The 20,289-nt window shown below is 43.1% G+C and carries 20 protein-coding genes and 1 pseudogene; 13 read left to right on the forward strand and 8 right to left on the reverse strand.

Features of this window, described 5'->3' with window-relative positions; all coding sequences use genetic code 11:
- Positions 1–41 precede the first annotated feature (41 nt).
- The 4 genes from glgB to CYLST_RS05885 form a co-directional block, all read right to left on the reverse strand.
- A complete protein-coding gene (gene glgB, locus CYLST_RS05870) occupies positions 42–2,333 on the reverse strand; it encodes a 1,4-alpha-glucan branching enzyme (RefSeq protein ID WP_015206786.1) in 2,292 nt (763 codons plus the stop codon).
- Positions 2,334–2,910: 577 nt separating this feature from the next.
- Entirely contained in the window at positions 2,911–3,225 is a 315-nt protein-coding gene (locus CYLST_RS05875) for a hypothetical protein (protein WP_015206787.1), read from the reverse strand.
- Positions 3,226–3,289: 64 nt separating this feature from the next.
- A complete protein-coding gene (locus tag CYLST_RS05880; RefSeq protein WP_015206788.1) occupies positions 3,290–3,985 on the reverse strand; it encodes a glutathione S-transferase family protein in 696 nt (231 codons plus the stop codon).
- 514 nt (positions 3,986–4,499) lie between these two features.
- Positions 4,500–4,727, reverse strand: coding sequence for a hypothetical protein (locus CYLST_RS05885; protein WP_015206789.1), 228 nt, complete (start codon positions 4,725–4,727; stop codon positions 4,500–4,502).
- Positions 4,728–5,816: 1,089 nt separating this feature from the next.
- Between CYLST_RS05885 and CYLST_RS05890 the strand changes: the two genes are divergently transcribed.
- Positions 5,817–6,485, forward strand: a complete 669-nt coding sequence (locus CYLST_RS05890; RefSeq protein ID WP_015206790.1) for a hypothetical protein — start codon at positions 5,817–5,819, stop codon at positions 6,483–6,485.
- Positions 6,486–6,809: 324 nt separating this feature from the next.
- On the forward strand, positions 6,810–8,654 hold the full coding sequence (locus CYLST_RS05895) for a peptidoglycan D,D-transpeptidase FtsI family protein (RefSeq protein WP_015206791.1): 1,845 nt from the start codon (positions 6,810–6,812) through the stop codon (positions 8,652–8,654).
- Positions 8,655–8,768: 114 nt separating this feature from the next.
- Here the strand turns inward: CYLST_RS05895 and CYLST_RS05900 are convergent, their stop codons facing one another.
- On the reverse strand, positions 8,769–9,863 hold the full coding sequence (locus tag CYLST_RS05900) for a glutamate-cysteine ligase family protein (protein ID WP_015206792.1): 1,095 nt from the start codon (positions 9,861–9,863) through the stop codon (positions 8,769–8,771).
- Between the two features lie 231 nt (positions 9,864–10,094).
- On the opposite strand from CYLST_RS05900, the gene CYLST_RS05905 reads away from it, so the two are divergent.
- From CYLST_RS05905 to CYLST_RS35770, 8 genes and pseudogenes are all read left to right on the forward strand, one after another.
- Entirely contained in the window at positions 10,095–10,760 is a 666-nt protein-coding gene (locus tag CYLST_RS05905) for a Mo-dependent nitrogenase C-terminal domain-containing protein (RefSeq protein WP_015206793.1), read from the forward strand.
- A 152-nt stretch (positions 10,761–10,912) separates the two neighbouring features.
- The gene (locus CYLST_RS05910; protein ID WP_015206794.1) at positions 10,913–11,284 is read left to right on the forward strand and encodes a four helix bundle protein; all 372 of its coding nucleotides are present in this window, start codon (positions 10,913–10,915) and stop codon (positions 11,282–11,284) included.
- 30 nt (positions 11,285–11,314) lie between these two features.
- Positions 11,315–12,346: a GTPase ObgE gene (gene obgE / locus CYLST_RS05915; RefSeq protein WP_015206795.1), complete on the forward strand. Its 1,032-nt coding sequence runs from the start codon at positions 11,315–11,317 to the stop codon at positions 12,344–12,346.
- Between the two features lie 158 nt (positions 12,347–12,504).
- The gene (locus CYLST_RS35760) at positions 12,505–12,960 is read left to right on the forward strand and encodes a type I restriction enzyme HsdR N-terminal domain-containing protein (protein WP_041232980.1); all 456 of its coding nucleotides are present in this window, start codon (positions 12,505–12,507) and stop codon (positions 12,958–12,960) included.
- Positions 12,923–13,357 carry an N-6 DNA methylase gene (locus tag CYLST_RS35765; RefSeq protein WP_245587470.1) on the forward strand — a complete coding sequence of 145 codons (435 nt, stop codon included), beginning with the start codon at positions 12,923–12,925 and terminating at the stop codon, positions 13,355–13,357. Before CYLST_RS35760 ends, CYLST_RS35765 begins: the two co-directional genes overlap by 38 nt.
- Positions 13,329–13,580, forward strand: coding sequence for a restriction endonuclease subunit S domain-containing protein (locus tag CYLST_RS05930; RefSeq protein WP_041232982.1), 252 nt, complete (start codon positions 13,329–13,331; stop codon positions 13,578–13,580). Before CYLST_RS35765 ends, CYLST_RS05930 begins: the two co-directional genes overlap by 29 nt.
- Positions 13,581–13,610: 30 nt before the next feature.
- A complete protein-coding gene (locus CYLST_RS05935) occupies positions 13,611–13,916 on the forward strand; it encodes a hypothetical protein (protein ID WP_015206796.1) in 306 nt (101 codons plus the stop codon).
- A 113-nt stretch (positions 13,917–14,029) separates the two neighbouring features.
- A pseudogene (locus CYLST_RS35770) lies at positions 14,030–14,323 on the forward strand (type II toxin-antitoxin system VapC family toxin); the annotation flags it as partial.
- A 101-nt stretch (positions 14,324–14,424) separates the two neighbouring features.
- Here the strand turns inward: CYLST_RS35770 and CYLST_RS05945 are convergent.
- Positions 14,425–14,631 carry a hypothetical protein gene (locus tag CYLST_RS05945; RefSeq protein ID WP_015206797.1) on the reverse strand — a complete coding sequence of 69 codons (207 nt, stop codon included), beginning with the start codon at positions 14,629–14,631 and terminating at the stop codon, positions 14,425–14,427.
- Positions 14,632–14,732: 101 nt separating this feature from the next.
- The gene (locus tag CYLST_RS05950; protein WP_015206798.1) at positions 14,733–15,860 is read right to left on the reverse strand and encodes an acyltransferase family protein; all 1,128 of its coding nucleotides are present in this window, start codon (positions 15,858–15,860) and stop codon (positions 14,733–14,735) included.
- Between the two features lie 225 nt (positions 15,861–16,085).
- Here CYLST_RS05950 and CYLST_RS05955 point away from each other — a divergent pair, with 225 nt between their 5' ends.
- Positions 16,086–16,547 (forward strand): peroxiredoxin, encoded by a 462-nt coding sequence (locus tag CYLST_RS05955; protein ID WP_015206799.1) that lies wholly within the window; start codon positions 16,086–16,088, stop codon positions 16,545–16,547.
- 87 nt (positions 16,548–16,634) lie between these two features.
- Here the strand turns inward: CYLST_RS05955 and hpf are convergent, their stop codons facing one another.
- Entirely contained in the window at positions 16,635–17,282 is a 648-nt protein-coding gene (gene hpf, locus CYLST_RS05960) for a ribosome hibernation-promoting factor, HPF/YfiA family (protein ID WP_015206800.1), read from the reverse strand.
- Positions 17,283–17,911: 629 nt separating this feature from the next.
- On the opposite strand from hpf, the gene lipB reads away from it, so the two are divergent.
- Both lipB and CYLST_RS05970 read left to right on the forward strand, forming a co-directional pair.
- Positions 17,912–18,577, forward strand: a complete 666-nt coding sequence (gene lipB / locus CYLST_RS05965; protein WP_015206802.1) for a lipoyl(octanoyl) transferase LipB — start codon at positions 17,912–17,914, stop codon at positions 18,575–18,577.
- Between the two features lie 175 nt (positions 18,578–18,752).
- Positions 18,753–20,279 carry an ABC transporter permease subunit gene (locus CYLST_RS05970; RefSeq protein ID WP_015206803.1) on the forward strand — a complete coding sequence of 509 codons (1,527 nt, stop codon included), beginning with the start codon at positions 18,753–18,755 and terminating at the stop codon, positions 20,277–20,279.
- Positions 20,280–20,289 lie beyond the last annotated feature (10 nt).

Below are 20,289 nucleotides of genomic sequence, written 5' to 3' on the forward strand. Positions count from 1 at the left end.
TGCCTTTACAAATTTGTAATTTATGTGGATAAATTCAACTGTTATTCCATCACTGCTGCTGTCTTCTGCTTATCTAACTTGAGAATCAACACACCCAAAGGAGGTAAACACAAATCTAGTGAATAAGGACGATTGTGCAAAGACCAATCATCAGTCCACTTACCGCCTAAATTGCCCATATTGCTACCGCCATATTGACGAGCATCGCTATTGAACAACTCAGTATAAAATCCCTTTTCTGGTACACCAATTCGATAGTGAGAATGGGGTTGCGGTGTAAAATTGCAAACCACGATCGCAAAATTGTCAGCATCCTTATCGCGTCGAACGAAGGAAACTACACTATGGCGGTTATCGCTACAGTCAATCCACTCAAACCCTTCCTGAGCAAAATCCAGAGTGTACAACGCTGGTTCAGAACGGTAGAGATGGTTTAAATCTTGGAAAAACTGTTTCAACTGTTGATGCGGCTCATACTGGAATAAATGCCACTCCAAATCAGCCCAGACATTCCACTCACTCCACTGGCCAAACTCCATGCTCATAAACATGGTTTTCTTGCCAGGGTGAGCGAACATATAGCTAAACAAACAACGCACATTAGCGAGCTTCTGCCATCTATCCCCCGGCATTTTACCGATAATATTGCTCTTGCCATGCACCACCTCATCGTGGGACAGAGCCAGCATAAAGTTTTCGCTGTGGTTATACCACATACTAAAGGTGATATTGTTTTGGTGAAACTGGCGGAACCAAGGGTCCATGCTGAAGTAGTCCAGCATATCGTGCATCCAGCCCATATTCCACTTTAAGTTAAAGCCCAGTCCACCTGTGTAGGTAGGCCAAGATACCATTGGCCAAGAAGTGGATTCTTCGGCAATTGAGAGAACGCCGGGGAAATAACTGAAGAGCAGGTGATTTACCTGACGTAAGAAATCCGCTGCTTCCAAGTTTTCTCTACCGCCGTACTGATTGGGCAACCATTCTCCTGGTTTGCGGCAATAGTCAAGGTAGAGCATTGAGGCTACAGCATCAACGCGAATTCCGTCAATGTGGTACTTATCAAACCAGAAAATGGCATTGGCTACCAGGAAGTTTTTCACTTCGTGGCGATTGTAGTTGAATACTAGAGTCCCCCATTCTTTATGTTCGCCTTTGCGAGGATCAGCGTGTTCGTAAAGGTGACTACCATCAAAGAAAGCTAAACCATGCCCATCTTTGGGGAAGTGGCCGGGAACCCAATCGACAATCACGCCAATACCATTTTGGTGACATTGGTCAACAAAATACATAAAATCTTCAGGGCTACCAAAACGGGAAGTGGGGGCAAAGTAGCCAGTTACTTGATAACCCCAAGAACCATCAAAGGGATGTTCGGCGATTGGCAGCAGTTCCAGATGAGTGTATCCCATTTCTTTCACATAGGGAATGAGCTTGTCTGCTAATTCCCGATAGGTAAGAAAGCGGGCGCCAGGGTTTAGTTCAGAAACGGGAACTACAGCTTCAGTTTCCCCATTGGGCAGTTTAGCTGGTTCTCCACTAGAAGCGTGCAACCAAGAGCCTAAATGCACTTCGTAGACGGATACAGGTTGGGTGAGGGGGTCGGTGTGACGCCGTGTCTCCATCCAATCTTCGTCGCCCCAGTTGTGGACAGTTAAGTCAGTAACAATGGATGCGGTTTTGGGGCGGGCTTCCTGCTGGAAACCGTAGGGATCGGATTTTTCGTAAATGTGACCTTCAAAATTTTTGATTTCATATTTGTAATGTTCACCCGCACCCAGTTCAGGAATAAACAACTCCCAAATGCCGGTTTGTCCTTTACGCATTTGGTGTTTGCGCCCGTCCCAGAAGTTGAAATCCCCCAGCAGGGAGACATTACGGGCATTGGGTGCCCAAACAGCAAAATAAACGCCTTTAACGCCCTCTACTTCCGTGAGGTGTGCTCCTAGTTTCTCGTAAATTCGGTGATGGTTACCTTCAGCAAACAAATGCAAATCAAAGTCTGTCAAGCGGGGAGAATGGAAGGCGTAAGGGTCGTAAGTGACTCGCTCATGATCCCCTTCTTTAATCCGTAACTGGTAGTTTGTCAGTTCTGCGGTTTCAATAATGCATTCAAAAAAGTGGGGATCATGCACTGCTTGCATGGGATATTCTTTGCGTTCTTCAGGAACTACTACCCACGCGGCACTCGCATTTGGTAAGTAGGCTCGCACAGCCCAGACAGTTTTACCATTTTGGTCTATGGGATGAGAACCCAGTATTTCAAACGGATCATGATGCTGATTCCAAACGATGCGGTTAACCTGTTCAGGGGCGATCGTGGTCATGGACATGAAGCTACCTACGTGAAATAAGGTGATTGAGTGACATAATCCCAGCACCGCCGCAAGGGTCAGGTGTGGTTTTCTGCTATCTAAAATTTAGAAATTTTTAGATGTATGTTATTTAGTTGACCTTTTACAGGGAGGAGTCGGCGACCTATCCCCATACTCTTTCTCTGTCAAAGTTCAGTCGTTTAATTGCCAGCATTTTCAGCTTTACAATGATTAGATTTTACCAAAAAACCCTGACTATGACACTGTTTCAAGCTTTTAGACTTGTTGCAAAAAAAGTGGTGATTCATCGTATACCCCACTTCTCTGGCGACGCGATGCGTTGCTTAGTTACGGTGGTAAGACTCCTCACTTTTCTGTAATATTTATACCAATACTTAGTCTGAGACTACGGTGTGGTACTGCTGTTGGTTGAAGCTAAATTTGCTTTTTTAAAATCTATAATCTATGTCTTTACATTTATTTGCAATTTGTTGCCACCGTTATCCTACCTCAGAATGAGTCCCAATTCCTTTCTGTGGATGAGATGAGGGCGGTAGGGCAATGGAGACTATAAGAATAACTAATGACTAATTTATCAAAAATTTAAAAATGGGAAAAACTGAAGCAATGTCTTCCGTAACCGCAATAAGAATATCTGTTCCCGCACATTGGTATTCAGTTTTGGTGGTGGACTGTTTTGTAGTTGCGATCGCAATTGAGCGTATTCAGCGGCAGTTAGGCGATCGCCATTAATCGGCGATCGCGCTTCTGTAATAATCTCTGTCCGCAAGATCTCTTCTGGCGTATCCTCTGGGGTTGGTAACGCCCTCACTGCTGCCCCCAAATGGCTACCCAAACCCACTAAAATAATCATGCTGACGCTCAAAACAAAAAATCTGATCCGCTTCATCGGTGTCCTTTTGCGTTCTGAGTCCTGAGTTAAATATTTTTTTGAATTTTGAATGAAAGAATTTTTAGAGACCTGGTGGTAATGGCTCACCACAGAGTTGATGGACTTGCACAATCCGTTCAAATAGCCAGGGGTGTGCCTGACGGTACTGAGGAATGAGCGCTAAAGGACTCAGCAAGGCAGCTGCGGCAATATCGGCCACACTCAGACTGCTACCAACCAAATAATCACTTTTTCGCCAGCGGTTAGATAATTCTTCTAAAGCTGTATCCAACCTACTTGCAGCTAGTTTTACAGTGGCATTGTTGATTCGGTATTGTTGTCGCACTACGCCGATCACCATCTGGCTAAAAACTGAAGGATCGATTTGCTTTCCCTCACCAGCGCGAAACTGATAATACACAAACCGTGCTGCTGTACCGATACTTTCGTCCAACCAATCTTCTAGCATCCAGGCTTCAGTTTGCTGTTCGTGGTTGGGTAAAAATAGTGCTGGTTCTTGCTGATAAGTTTCTAGAAATTTGAAAATTTCGGTAGAATCAGCGATCGCCATTGGCGCTGCGCTCCGCGTAATCAATTGCTGTTGTCCCTCAATTTGGGGCAACAAAACTGGTAATGTTGTCAAACCGGTCAGCGGCTTCACTTTCAAGATGTGCAAGCCAGGAGTAAGATTTTCTATCTTGTAACTGATTCGCTTATAACCCAGTGCTAGACGGGCTTTGCGACAATAGTGAGATGTACTAAATTGTAGTAGCAGCATAAAGCTAATCTAGCAGGTTACAGAAACAACGCGGCGACAAAGTTAGAAAATTTCAGTAGCCCTAGCTCTAGCTGCACCGAAGCCAGAAAAATAGTTGCAAATTTTCCCAATAAAAATCTGGCAAGCTAAGCATCATCACCATGTCTGATATCCATCTGTGAAACAGATTACAAGGAATGGTCAACAGCAATTGCCAGTGAGCGTATTGAATTTATTCACACTTTTTAAACTGGAAAAGTTAAGTTGCCCCAAATAGGCTAGATTTTTTCTACTTAACTTACCCCTCTTAAAAACGTGCTTCTCTTTCAGGGGCTAATTTTTAGGTGGACACTTGGTTGAGGTTATAACCGTCTTTACCAGTGTCCTCTAGTTGCTGCCGTACTTAAACTGATAACTTAGCACCCTCAATATTAAGAGTGATGGTGTTTTCGGCAGAACCCAATTAAGTCGAGCAAGCAGTATGTAGTGAGGAGCGCTGTCACTAACCTAGTGTGGATGTGATTAAAACTACAAGCTACGGTTTCTTAGTGGGAGTAGCAGCAGGAGTAGCAGCAGGAGTAGCAGCAGGAGTAGCAGCAGGAGTAGCAGCAGGAGTAGCAGCAGGGCTAGCTCCAGTATCAGTCGGTTCACCTGTAGCAACAGGAGAAGGGGTAGTACCAGCAGGTTCTCCACCACCTTCGCAGGCTCCGAGAATAGTAGCCAAACTTAACATTAAAGCCAAACCAAAGATTCTTGTTTTCATAACTCCTCTTTCACCAATTGCGGCAATAAAAACTTTCGCCTGTTGAATACGATACCTTATTTGTTGATTTTTGTTAAATTTTTTCAGATTACATATTCAAACGCAATCCTGTTAGAGTAGTTTTTTTCGGCTTAGTTATCATGTAGTCTGTGAACAGACGTAAACAGCGTCAAGTAGCGAATAGAATGTAGGCTAGAGAGTAACACAACTTGTAGTTGTGGGTCATTGGCCCAGTCTGTTGATTAGTTTTACTCGAGTGACATACTCCTACACTGATGCAAGCATACAGTTTAGGCTTCTCAACCAATCCAGCTATTGCTGAAGAGGCGTTGAGCTTTGTCTTAAGTCCACGGAATGCCCTGCCGCAGACGATGAATTTCTTACCTTGTACCCTATAAGTTTTACTGCCCTGGATGATGCTGGCTTATTCACGCTATCGGACAAACACATTGGTAACTTATCTTAATCGAGATGTGCCTACTTCTTTTCTCGTTGTCCAACGTTTCACGTAGGTTTCCCCAAAGGGCAGTAAGCGAGGTATATCAACGACTGCGGCGGTGAACGCGAACAGCTTGCCGAAGGCAAGCAACCCTTCAAATCTTATCAAATTTTTTGATAAAAACTCAACTACCCTCTTATACTTTCCCGGCTGTGCCGTCCATCCTCTAGGAGGGTGTTTCGTTTTTACTGCGGATTCATCTCATACTGCCCTAAGGGACAGATGTGAGGCTTCTTCTGTTTGATCTGAAGAGCAAGTCAATTTAATCTTTGAATAGAAATCCTTAGCTTTTCTAGCTTGACGATTAATTATAGCAAAAATTGTTATAACTTGAGCAGACTATTGCCCCTTCCTACCCTGCCTTGCCATACTGTTAAAGACTGAGACCTGACAGGTTAAACTATCCAAGTTGTCGCTTGCTGATTGTCAGCTTTGTCATTTTTAACGGAGACAGAGATTGGTGCAGCTACCGCTGACAACTGGGAAAGGAGTGTGGGGTGTTACGTGTGCTTATTGCCCAAAAAGCAATTTTTACCTGAGCGAAAACAGACAATTAATCTAAAATACAGTATTTCCTATCCGAAAAAATTATGGTTGTTGCTCGCAAATCAGCTGTTTCTGCTAAAGGTAATTGGTTCCGGCGAGATTCTACTCTCCCTTTAGAGAAGCGACGCTCTGCACGTTTAGGGTCATCAGCACAGAGTGCCGCTGTATCCTCTTCTGAAACTGCACCGGGAACTTCTAAAACACAACGGCGGTCATTGAAGGATTTAGCAGTTTCTCCCACAAATGGGGCAGTAATGGCCACATCAGTAAAAGAGTTGGGAAAACAACAAGTATCAAATATTAAGGCGCAGTCAAGTGTTCGCCTTCCCATAATGTCTAGTTATGGATCTGCACCTGTGTGGTTACTGCGCTTGTGCAATTTTAATCGTTATTCGTCAGTTGTGGCGTTTTTGTTAGTGGCAACGACACTCGTGGTATATGGATGGACGGTATACTCTCAAGAACTTTGGAGTCAGGCGTACCGCAAACTGCAAAACCTACAACGTCATGAGCGGCAGTTGACTACAACCAACGCGACACTGACTAACAAAATGGCTGAGGAAGCAGAAAAACCAACAGCAGGACTGGTATCACCAACACCTGCGGGGACGATTTTCTTACCGCCAGCCTCTCATACTTCTAAACCAACATCCTCTAACACCACACCCAATTCAGAAATGCAGCAGCAAACTCTCTCGCCACTGGGATATTAAAGTTAAGGGTCAACCCCTTTTCTACGGGACGCTAAAGGCGAACGGGGAATTAAAAATTAAGAATTAAAAATTAAAAATTAACATCCCCATAAATAAATTTAGGGACTTGAAGTAAGGACGACGTATTTCTCGCGCTGCGTGTCTGGTAAATACATTTTTCCTTCTTTTCCATAAATGAATTCCGGGACTTGTAGCCTTTTTTAATTTTGAATTTTTCATTTTTAATTGGAGCGAAGCGACGGTCAAGGGTCAAGGGTCAAGGGTCAAGGTTAATTCCTCTGGACATCGGACTCTGGAATCCGCAAAGTGGGACAGAACAAGACTATGCAGAAGTCACCAAGCAGAAGAAAATTCGGAAATTCTCGGAATTTAGAATTCACTAGGCAGCGAAAGTTTTCCCGGCCATCAGTGATCGGGAACGTTGTCTCTAAGGCTCAAGATCAAGCAACCAATATTAAGTCCCGACTGTTAATAGTATGGGGTTTATTAATTGCTGCTGGGCTAGGGTTGGCTTTCAACTTGTATCAGTTACAAATTGTTCGGGGTGCAAAGCTCACAGAGAAGGCGCGAAACCAGCAAATGGTTAACGTGCGTCCTTTTATGCCCCGACGCCCAGTGGTGGATCGCAATAATAATATGTTGGCGGTTGACCGTCCAGTCTTTACTTTGTATGCCCATCCCAAGCTGTTTGATAAATCTAATGAAGAGATGGCAGGGCAACTTGCTCCCATGCTGGGTAAAGATGCGGCTGAGTTGCTGAAAATATTTCAAAGTAAAAAAAGCGGGATTATACTGAACCCTGCTGTGTCAGAGGACATTGGCGATCGCCTAATTTCGTTACGCTTGAATGGCTTGGAGTTAATCCAAAAATACTCCCGATTTTACCCACAGGCAGATTTGGTTTCTGATGTGGTGGGCTATGTTAATCTTGACCGTCGCGGTCAGGCTGGTGTGGAATACAGTCAGGAGAAGTTGCTAGAACGCTCTGGACAAACTGTTCGTCTCAGTCGGGCAGGTAACGGGGCCTTGATGCCAGATCATGCTCCAGAAGGGTTTTTGCATTTTGATGACTTGCAATTGCAAATGACTATTGATAGCCGCTTGCAACGGGCGGCTCGTTCTGCTCTCAAACAACAGATCGAAAAGTTTGGGGCAAAACGCGGGGGAGTAATTGTGATGGATGCGGTAGATGGTTCCATACTCGCCTTGGTTTCTCAGCCTACCTATAACCCGAATGAATACTCCAAAGCTGATATTTCACTGTTTAAAAACTGGACTGTGGCTGATCTTTATGAACCGGGGTCAACCTTCAAGCCGTTGAATGTGGCGATCGCATTAGAAAATGAGATCATCAAACCAGATGATGTGTTTAATGACCCAGGTACTATCGCAGTGGCTGACCGCATCATCAAAAATGCTGAAAAACACAGTTATCGGCAAATCAACATTGCTCAGATTCTCCAACAATCTAGCAACGTTGGTATGGTGCAAATCATCCAACGATTGAAGCCTTCAGTCTATTACAACTGGCTGGAACGTTTGGGGCTTGGGCAAAAAGTTGATACCGATTTGCCTTTTGAAGTTACGGGTCAGATCAAAAGTCAAGAAGAATTTATTTCTTCACCAATTGAACCCGCAACTACTTCCTTTGGTCAAGGCTTTTCCCTAACGCCGTTACAACTGGTACAAATGCACGGAGCTTTAGCCAATGGAGGTAAGTTAGTCACGCCTCATGTCGTGCGGGGGCTGATTGATAACAAAGGGCAGATGCATTATTTACCCACCCTGCCAGCACCACGCCAAATTTTTACATCCTCAACAACCCAAAAGGTAGTAGAAATGATGGAAACTGTGGTGACAGAAGGCAGTGGTAAAGCTTCAAAAATTCCGGGTTATCGCATCGCAGGCAAAACTGGCACAGCCCAAAAAGCTAGTCCCAACGGCGGCTATATCGTCGGTGCTAGAATCACTAGCTTTGTGGCTATTTTGCCGGTGGAATCGCCCCGCTATGTAGTTTTAGCCTTGGTGGATGAACCTAAAGGAGAAAATGCCTATGGTTCTACTGTGGCAGCACCGATTGTTAAGGCTGTGATGGAAGCACTGATTTCCATTGAACAGATTCCGCCCAGTCAGGAGATCAAGCCAGTGCCTAATAGTCCGTCGCCGTAGCCAGGTAAATTTGGTAATTGCCAAGATAAATCATTACCAATTACCAATTACCAATCACCCATTACCAATTACCAATTACCCATTACCAATTACCCATTACCCATTACCAAAAATTTAGTATGTCTGTCTGAGTGTCTCTTCTATTGAACCAACGCGTTGGAACACCTCAATTAGTTCATGAGATTTTGTTCTCCGCTGTTCCAAAATAAGTTTTAGCGGTGTTAAGAAATTCATGTCTGGATCTATCCCAAGGGCGACTTCAGCGGCTTGTAAAACCTTGGTTGCATTCATCAAAATATCTTCGTTATCAAACCCTGATTTTGCTGAAAGTTGGTGCAAACCTGGGTCAGGTATAGTGGCTCGACCCTGTAAAGTTTCATCTAATACTAGACCTTTTAACAAAGCCAACAGAGCCGCATAGATAGAAAAATCATCACAACTATCAAATGCCTTAAATTCTATCCGACCTACTTCTGCTGGAATGCGGGCGATTTTTGTCAATGAGGGTACGCTTTCAATCAGTTGTTCTGGTTGCTGGACAAAAACTAGAGCCGCAGGTCTTTTGCCAGTTCTGACAAATGTTCTCACCGAAAGACCTGACCACAAATCCCCATTATAAAAAGGAGAACTATAACTAAAAGGCACAATATAGGGACTATAATAAGTTAACTTTCTACCAATATCAATTACACGTTCGTAAGATAAACCTGCCACTGAAATATTTAAGTCTGGTCCATAAGTTACCATGTAAATGTTGGCAGTTTGTTCGTCAGGATTAGCTTGTAGCTGTCTAATTTCATAATCATTTAATGGTGGTTGTGGATCAAAACCCAGCTTATAGGGATGAAAACTACTCAAAACTGGTAAAAACCCGAAGCTAGCAGCAACCTCACGCAGTAAGCGAAAACTTTCTGTTAATTCAGTAATTGCGCCTTGAATATTAGAGTGTATGGTTGTTCTAATTTCGATGCCTTTAGCCAGACAGTCAATGACTTGCTCAGAATCGGCAAATCTTTCAAACCCTTCAATATACCACCGCTTCTTCTTAATACCAGCATCGCCGACGCGCAGTTGTGGATAGTCACTGGGGTATATAGGGAGCTTTTCCACAATTTGATTAAACTCTGCAAATTTTGTGCAGGAAAAATCAGCAAACTTTCCTTCGTGGTTGAGGAAAGCAACTTCATGTTCAATACCAAAGAAAAACATATTAATTAGCAAAAATTTTTTAAGATTACTTTCAGACGGATTTTAACGCAATACTGACTGTTGTGGATTGGGGGAAGACAAGGAAGTAACTCTTCAATAATTTCTCCTTCCCTAACGCCCTTCTTGGTCAATAAAAAACAAATCTTCCTAGGTCGTAAGTTAGCTATGTAACAGTTTAGACAGATGGAAGGTGGCTTATTATTGACTGAGGAAAGCTTGAGGTGTGCGTTTATGACAAGTGCTATTGAATCTCCCTACAGTAGCGAACAAATTTCTGCTTGGTTGCGTGGACTGCTGACTATTGCTTGGGCAGATGGTAACTTTGATGCCCAAGAACAGCAGTTAATTGCCAGTATCACCCAGGATGAATTAGCTCCTGGGATTAGCTGGGGTTCACTAGAAGTAATTACACCAGAGGATTTAGCTGCGGTTTTGGGTAAAGGTACGCCAGCAGCGGAAAATTTCTTACGCACAGCAGTGATGGTAGCGATCGCCGATGGCACTTATTCTCCCAGCGAAGACCAGCTTCTGCAACAGTTTTGCAGCACCTTAGAACTGCAAGAAGACGTATTAGCAGCCTTACGCCTCACCCTCGAAGGAAAAGTCCCATCACAAACTCTTGCGCCCCATCTACCCCTACCAGATCCTCTCAGCCCGATGCGGGACTGGCTAGATGGGTTAGATATCCAAGACCCCAGAGTAGCGCGTTTTTTATGTAAAATGATTCCTTCTCAATGTCCCTTTGCGCGGGATATTACGCTGTTTGGACGCAAAATTGTACATATTCCCCCGTTGTGCAAAATCAACCCACTGTATGAGCAAATGGTGGGTTTACGTTTCCGCGCCCTTTCCTATTTGGCAGATGAATGTGGTGAGGATATTTCACCATATATTTAGTCATTGGTCATTAGTCATTGGTCATTGGTCATTAGTCATTAGTCATTGGTCATTGGTCATTGGTCATTAGTCATTAGTCATTAGTCATTGGTCATTAGTCATTGGTCATTAGTCATTAGTCATTAGTCATTGGTCATTGGTTAGGTAGGATAATGTCAAGTAGGAGGTTTCAAGAATTACGGGTGTATCAATTGTCAGAACGTCTAGCTGACGACATCTGGAAAATCGTTAGTGGATGGGAGTCATGGCCGCGAGATACACTAGGTAAACAGATTATCCGTTCAGCAGATAGTATTGGTGCCAATATAGCAGAAGGGGTAGGCAGAGGGAGTTATCAAGACAATCGGCGATTTGTCAAAATAGCAAGAGGATCTTTATATGAAACTCAACATTGGCTCAGACGAGCCTACAGCCGTAATCTACTAACAGATGAACAGATAAGGGCACTCAAGCTACTCATCAATGACTTAGCACCTCAATTGAACGCATACCTAAAATCAATTGGTAACGTTCCAGATGACTAATAACCAATGACCAATGACTAATGACAAATTATGCAATTTATTGACCAAGTAGTAATTGAAGTTGAAGCTGGTAAAGGTGGCGATGGTATTGTTGCTTTCCGTCGGGAAAAGTATGTACCGGCTGGTGGCCCCTCTGGCGGTAATGGCGGCCGTGGTGGTTCAGTAATTTTCGTGGCGAGGGAAAACCTGCAAACCTTGCTGGACTTTAGATACAAGCATCTTTTTAAGGCGGAAGATGGCGATCGCGGTGGGCCAAATAATTGCACCGGCGCCGGCGGAAAGGATCTAGTTGTGGAAGTCCCTTGTGGTACTGCTATTTATGATGCAGGGACAGGGGCAATGCTGGGCGATTTAATTACACCTGGACAAGTTTTTCGGGTGGCTGAAGGCGGTAAAGGTGGATTGGGAAATCAGCATTTTTTGAGTAACCGCAACCGCGCCCCAGAATTTTCTCTCCCTGGACTTCCTGGGGAAATGAAGGTACTACGCATGGAGTTGAAACTGTTGGCGGAGGTGGGAATTATTGGTTTACCAAATGCTGGTAAATCTACTCTAATTTCTTCTTTGTCATCTGCACGCCCAAAAATCGCCGATTATCCTTTCACTACCCTCGTGCCAAATTTGGGTGTAGTGCGGAAACCAACGGGCGATGGTACAGTTTTTGCGGATATTCCGGGACTGATTGAAGGGGCTTCTCTTGGGGTGGGACTGGGACATGATTTCTTGCGCCACATCGAACGCACAAGGGTGCTGTTGCACTTGATTGATGCGACTAGCGAGGATGTGATTGGTGATTACAACACGATTCAGCAAGAGTTACAAGCTTATGGACGGGGTTTAGCCAAGCGATCGCAAATTGTCGCCCTAAACAAAATTGATGCGGTTGATCGCGATACAGTCGATTTAGAAGCATTAGCTACTCAACTAAATCAAATCTCCCACTCCCCAGTTTTCATAATTTCCGCAGTTACTCGCACAGGTTTAGACCCAATGTTGCAAGAAATTTGGCGGAATCTTGACCAAATGAATACTGCTGAAGAAGCATTGGAGGCTGTTGTGTAATTAATCCGGTGATTCTTTTGAGTAAAGTAACAAAAATTTAGTTGACTGACTCAAACTGTCAGCCTGGGTTTTATACTGATTCAGCTATCTAGCTTGAGGGTTCCAGCATCTCTGGAACTTCTCGGCGTTCAGCTAATTGAATTAGAATTAAAAGCTTCATGAATCTCGCCGCAATTTTCAAAGACTCTAATTACAAACTATCTCAATTCACACCCCAAGAAATTGACACTTTGGAGAAATCCATTTTGATCAAGCAAACCAAAAGTGGCGATGTAGCTTATATTCAATGCTTGGTGCGTGGTAAAGAAATTAAATTAACTCCTGAAGAAGCAGTACGACAGCTTTATTTGCAAGTTTTAACTCAACGCTATGATTACCCAATTAGCCGTATTGCAGTTGAGTATGTTGTCACCTTTGGACGGGAAAAGAAAAAAGCTGATATTGCCATTTTTGACAAAGATAGACCGAATGTTCCCTACATTATTGTCGAACTGAAAAAGCCCAAGTTAAAAGATGGGAAAGACCAACTACGCTCTTATTGTAACGCCACAGGCTCACCGATTGGCGTTTGGACAAATGGCGACGCAATTTCTTACTATCAGCGCAAAGTTTAATAATTCATCAGATAAAGATATTCGCGATTATATAGCAGAAAGATGCCGAATTTTGGCGGTTGTGGGGTTACATGGAAATACTTTTAAACCCCATACAGGAACTAAAACTTCAGTTTTGTTTGTGCAGAAGTGGAATGATGACCAGAAAACGGGGGCGTTGTGTCCACGGGTGAAAGATTACAACATCTTTTTTGCGACAATGCGGAAGTCGGGAAAGGATAACTCTGGTGAGAAAATTTGCCGCAGGGTATTACTAAGTTCTGAGGAGGGGTTATCAGAACAGGAGAAAGACAAAGCATTTTTACAAGATAATCATGGTCATTTGGTGGTTGACCATGATTTGTTTAACCATGAGGGAGTGACGGAAGATGGCATATTACAGCATTGCACAGGCTGATATGGCAGATATTTTTATTCCTATTATTTCGCTACCTCAACAAGAAAAAATTGTTCATAACGTAAATTCATCCTTTGAACTCAAGTTTAAGTCCAAACAACTTTTAGAAATTGCTAAAACAGGAGTAGAGAAAGCAATTGAAACTGACGAAACTATAGCAACAGATTGGATGAATCAACAACTTGCAGATTTAGATTTGGGTATTAATTCCCTTGATGAATAGAATCTAATGAAATGAGAATGAGGTAAAACAATGACTTCAAAAGAACAATTAATTAGAGAAATTGAGCAAGCACCAGATAATCTAATTGAAGAATTATTAGACTTTTTATTGTTTGCGAAAGCCAGACGAAATCAACAAAATACTGCTTCAGATTCTGTTATTGAATTAACAGTAGAATCAAGGGAGCAGCAACTTCAGCCGAAAAGTAAACCAATTTGGGAAATATTTTCAGATTTTACCAACGAATTGCCAGAAGAGGTGATCACTCAACTACCGACAGATGGCGCGGTACAAATTGATCATTACATCTACGGCAAACCAAAACAAGAATCATGAGAAGAATTTTTGTAGATACATTTTACTGGGCTGCTTTCTTCAATCCCAGAGATGAATGGCATTCAACGGTCAAAAGCTTTAGTAAAAGTCTTGTTTAAGTTCGTCTAGTTACAACAGATGAAGTATTAACAGAGTTTCTCAACTTCTTCTCAGCCTATGATACCAAAATACGGCAAGTGGCTATTCAGAGAGTTCAAGATATTTTGCAAAACGATTATGTTCAGATTGTTCCACAAAGTCATGACACATTTCTAGCTGGTCTTGAACTCTACAAACAACGTGCTGATAAAGAATATAGCCTCACAGATTGCATTTCTATGCAGACTATGAAGCGATTAGGAATTACTGAGGTATTAACCCACGATAAACACTTTAACCAAGAGGGTTTTACTATATTGTTTGGATGAGTTAGGGGATGTTTTAAAACGTCCAAAATGAGATGTAGCGATCGCTTGACAATCAAGACAGTCGCTACAACTTTTTTAACCGAACCGTATTGATTCAGTAATTAATTTCCGGTTTCAGCAAGTGCTTCTAAATGAAAAGCCAGATTATTCAGCGCCATCTGAAGTTCGGAACCGTAAGAAAGACGTCTCCATTTTGGGGATGTGGCGTTGTCTAGGGCGGTTGTATCTAGGTATCGCGCAAAAACTACTAGTTTTTCGGAATCTGTTGCGGCTGTTGCCAAATTTTCTAAAAATTCTTGAGGTGTCATGAGTTTGCTTGCAAAGGCGTAAAAGTCTGAAAACTTCATCGATGCTATGAAGATAACTGCTACACCACAAGAAGTCTGTTCAAAATTGCTATGTCTAGAAGTTAAACTTTAAAAAACCAGTTTTTGCGATACATCAAGACGGCAACACCAAACCATAATAAAACAGTGGCGATCGCAAATAACAGAGTACCATTCAGCGCCCCCGCCCAAGAGATAAAGAATGTCTGGTCAATCCAATTATAAGTGCTGGGTGCATTCTCCCCACTGCCGATGGTGGTTTTGGCTAAAATTTTGATTAGCATCACCGAAGCCACAAAAAGTGCGATCGCATTTAAACCCATGATTTCAAAAGGTTTACTCCAGCGCTTAATCAGTCGCACTTCGATCAGTTCATAACAAGCAGCTAGTAATAATAACGCCCAACCTGATGTAAACACAACATAGGAACTCGTCCAGATTTTTTTATTAATCGGGAATATCCACCCCCACCCCCAACCAATCACCAAACAAGCCACACCAACCAACACTAAACCCAAACTTGTGCGTGATTTTACAGGTTGGCTGCGTATCCATTCCCCAGCAAAGTAGCCAGCGAGAACATTTACCACAGCCGGAATTGTGCTGAAAAGTCCCTCTGGATCTCCCAAAAGGTTGAAACCATCGCCTTTATATAGATGTGCTTTGGGTATAATCAAACGGTCAATAAACGCGCCAAAATTCCCCTCCCGCGTTAACACTCCTGCACCATAATCTGGCACTGGTACATACATCATCGTTAGCCAATAGCCGACGAGTAAAACAACCGCCAGTATCCATTGTCCTTTACGCGGTAGCTGCAAAACTGCCAAAGATGCCAGCAGGTAAGTTAAGCTGATGCGTTGCAATACACCCATAAAGCGGATATTACTTAAGTCAAAAGTCCAAACACCCTTATTCCAAAAGCCATTTAGCAGCAACCCCAAAGCAAAGAGAATGGCAGCGCGGCGCAAGATGCGGAGGTAAACCGCTTTAGTGGGTTTGTTGGCTGCGGTGTATTTTGACAGAGAGAAAGTCATTGCCACACCGACAATGAACAGAAAGAAGGGAAACACCAAGTCAGTTGGTGTGCAACCGTTCCACTTGGCATGATCCAAGAGGGGATATATCTCATCTGCGACTCCCGCCATGTTGACGAGAATCATCGCCGCGATCGTCATACCGCGAAAAACATCAAGTGAAGTCAGGCGCATAGGCGGAATGTTGTATTTGAGGATCTAAGAGTACTCCGCCTAATGCACCTAATCAAGCAAAATTTATAGACTGGAATACAAGGTAAAATTTTGTTAAGTAATGATGCTCTTGGATAAAGGAATCCGGGTAACTGGAGAAAAACGAATCTCTAGAACAACTTATCCGATTTGAAAAACCCGGTTTCTGCCTAATTTTGAAATTTGCAATGGGGAATTTTTTTAACTATGCCGATTAAAGTTGGAGATACTGCGCCTGATTTCGCGCTACCTGCACAAAATGGCTCAACCGTGAGTTTAAGAGATTTTCGCGGTAAGCAAGCTGTTGTCCTGTACTTTTATCCTAAAGACGACACGCCAGGATGTACAGCGGAATCCTGCGCTTTTCGTGATCAATATGAAGTGTTTAAAGCTGCTGGCGCTGAAGTTATCGGTGTCAGTGGTGACTCTAGCGAATCTCATCAACGATTTGCAGCCAAGCACCAGTTACCATTTACGCTTTTGAGTGACAAAGGCGACCTAGTGCGGAAGCTATACGGTGCTACTACCGCTTTTGGATTTATTCCCGGTCGTGTTACCTACGTTATTGATCAACAGGGAATTGTGCAATATGTGTTTGATTCGATGTTGAATTTTAAAGGTCACGTTGAGGAAACACTGAAAACTCTGCAACAACTAACGGCGAAGTAAGAGGTTTTACAGCAATTTTCTTTCAATAGATCACATTGTAGAGACGTTTCATGAAACGTCTCTACATATCAAGAATTTAATCAGAGTTTACTTAGAGTGCGCTTTTTCTGAGATGACGCCATTAGCTTGGGTTGATTTGCCATTCTTGCCGTTGGTATGACCGTTACCGTTGCGGGGTTGAATGACACCATAACCGCCGTGATTGCGTTCGTAAATTACGTTAATTTCTCCAGTTTCGGAATTGCGGAACATATAAAAGTCATGTCCTACCATTTGCAGTTGTTCTTGGGCTTCTGCAAGGGTCATGGGGGGCATGGAAAAATATTTCGTGCGAACAACCTCATCTGGTAGTTCTGGAGTGCGATCGCCGATTAAATCTGTGGCTACTGGCTCAGGAACTATTGCTTCATTAGTTGGTATCGGTTGAGTTTTTTGATCTTGACGCCGTTCTTTATATTTACGCAGTTGACGGGCAATTTTGTCTGCCACCAAGTCAATACTGGCGTATAAGTTTTCGCTGCTTTCCTCCGCACGGATGACGCTACCATTGGCATAAATAGTTACTTCAGCCGCTTGTTTAGTACTAATTCGGGGATTGCGAGCTACGCTTAAATGCACATCCACTTCATTTGTGATGTTCTGAAAGTGACTAACTGCTTTTTCAATTTTTTGATGTACATACTCCCGAATAGCATCGGTGATTTCAATATTTTTGCCGTGGATGACAAGCTTCATGTAAACTCTCCCGCTCAATATTTGATGTGAATTTGTGTTGTATGAAAAGAAATTGCGGTAAGGTCTATCACTGCTACCAACACAAATCGTGAACTTTTTTGGTACATTGCTGGTGTGCCTGCGCTACGCTTGCTGCATCTTTTTTTTGTTGCTACCCTTAACCTTGATTTGTCTCCCAATATCCGCGCTAGTTTGCAATTGGTTGTCAGGCAATTGAAAAACTATGCACCACTCCTCTGATTAGGTAATCTTGCTTACAGCCACCGTGGCTGCCTTCTAGGTTAAAGCAAAGTTTACAGAACTAGGAGCGGTTGCTTTTGCTCTCCTTGCGGAGGTTTGCTCACTGTTGATAGACAACACAAGTTTTGGTGGACGTTTGGTCTTGATAGATGCGAACAACTTCTGAGATGTCATCAGCCAGTGCATTTGTTCCTATTGTTTTGGCGTGACGCTTATTGCAGAGAATTCCTCCCAACACCATTGAGGTTATATATTCAAGCTAGCACTTTGTAATTTCTAAAACAGATTCCCTTGATGTTCCTTTAAAATCCTTTGCAAAGCTTGACATTTATGGCATCTCCCCTGGTAACTTGTAATATTTTCTCTCCCCAACTTAGTAGATTTTTGGCATGACCTATAGTATCGAAATACACAAATATCGTTGTTTGTTATATAACCAGGAGTTAATGCCGTATCTAGACGCTCATCACTGGCAGCGATCGCTTGTGGCTGAACGCATCAAAAACCCCAGTCTGGATGATGTGTTAATCTTGCTGGAACACCCGCCTGTCTACACTTTAGGGCAGGGAGCCAACCCGGAATTTCTCAAATTTGACCGAGAAAAAAGTCAATATGAGGTGCATAAAGTTGAACGCGGCGGCGAGGTAACTTACCACTGTCCTGGACAACTGGTGGGGTATCCAATTTTAAATCTGCAACGTTATCGTCAAGACTTGCATTGGTATTTGCGACAACTTGAATTCGTGTTAATTCGTGTTCTGGCAAAATACGGGTTACAGGGATCGCGCATTCCTGCTTTTACTGGTGTTTGGCTAGAAGGACGCAAAGTCGCAGCTATTGGGATTAAAGTTAGCCGCTGGATTACCATGCACGGCTTTGCTTTGAATGTTTGTCCTGATTTGACAGGCTTTGAGCAAATTGTACCCTGTGGGATTACTGATAAGTCTGTGGGTAGTTTAGCCGAATGGATTCCTGGAATTACTTGTCAAGAAGTCCGTTTTGAGATCGCCCAGTGTTTTGCTGAGGTTTTTGGCGTGGAATTAGTCGAGTGCTGAATTTTCAGTTTTATTCAAAATTCTCTAGTGTAGAGACGACTGAGGAAAATATTTAGGCTCCCGCATTCTGGATTGTTCAGCACTTCATAAGCTGGGCCTTGTTCAGCAACAACTTCTCCCCGGTTAATTTCGCCGATAATGCCTAGAGTACACAGAGAGGGGAAGGAGAAATAATATGCTGAGATTCGGTTTTGGGCGTTGGTTGCGTTGGTTTTTGGTTGTCGGGTTGAGTTGTTTGTTTCTAGCTGGCTGTAGTGGGAATCCTAGTGCTGGGAAAACTCTGCGGGTAGCGACTGAACCAGCTTTTCCACCATTTGAGTTTCAGGGGAAAGGCGGTGAGTTACAGGGGTTTTCGATTGATTTGATGAATGCTGTTGCAACTGCTGCTGGTTTTCAAGTAGATTTTCAAAGTTTGCCTTTTGATGGCATTATCCCCGCGTTACGAGCCAAAACGGTAGATGCGGCCATTAGTTCCATCACCATTACTCAAGAACGGGCCAAGACGATTTCTTTTTCCCGCCCTTATTTTAAAGCTGGATTAGCGATCGCCATCCGTGCCGATAATCAAGATATTACTGGTTTCGATAGTCTCAAAAATAAAAAAATTGCCGTCCAAATCGGCACAACAGGCGCTGCACAGGCTAAAAGCGTTCCTGGGGTGGAAATTCGCAGTTTTGATTCTGCACCCATAGCCCTGCAAGAATTACTCAATGGTAATGTGGATGCGGTAATTAACGATGCACCCGTTACCTTGTATGCAATTAATACAGGGAATCTCCAGGGAATTAAAGTCGTACAGCAATTGCTCACAGAAGAGTTTTATGGAGTTGCTACCGCTAAAAATTCACTCTATTTGCCATTGATTAATCAAGGTTTGACAAAAGTACTGCAAACTGGCATTTATCAACAGATTTACCAAAAATGGTTTAAATCCACACCGCCAAAATTACCCGAAAAATCAGCAATTGCTAATCAAACAGGTGCTAGCGTGTCGGGGATATTGACTTCTATTGGTTTTATTTGGCGGTCTTTTCCCACTTTATTAAATGGCGCATTGGTAACCCTACAATTGACGATATTTTCTGTAGTAGTGGGTTTGGTTGGGGGTTCTCTGATTGGGATTGTCCGCCTTTCTCCAATTTCTCCTATACGTTGGCTAGCAAGGGCTTATATAGATTTTTTTCGAGGAACGCCTTTGCTTGTACAGATTTTTATGATTTATTTCGGTTTACCTGCCATCGCCCAAGAACTGGGTTTCACCTTTACTTTTGATCGCTTGGTCGCAGGGGTAATTGCCTTAAGTTTAAATAGCGCCGCCTACATTGCCGAAATTGTCCGGGCTGGGATTCAATCGATTGAACCAGGACAAGCAGAAGCTGCAAAATCACTCGGTTTAAATTCTCTAGAAACAATGGGTTTTGTGATTTTTCCCCAAGCCTTTCGGCGGATGATTCCACCTTTAGGTAATGAGTTCATCAGTTTATTGAAAGATACTAGTTTAGTGGCCGTTATCGGCTTTGAAGAATTGTTCCGCAAAGGACAACTAATTGTCGCTGAAAATTATCGCTCATTTGAAATTTATGCCGCTGTCGCTGTGGTTTATTTATGCTTGACGCTGCTTTCTTCCCAAGCCTTTAGCCGCTTAGAAGTGTGGATGAATCCGGTTAAAAATGAAAAGTCTAAATTCAAATCTCAAAGTTAGTAGGGCGGGC

Origin of the sequence: Cylindrospermum stagnale PCC 7417, assembly GCF_000317535.1 — a bacterium.
GTDB lineage: Bacteria > Cyanobacteriota > Cyanobacteriia > Cyanobacteriales > Nostocaceae > Cylindrospermum > Cylindrospermum stagnale.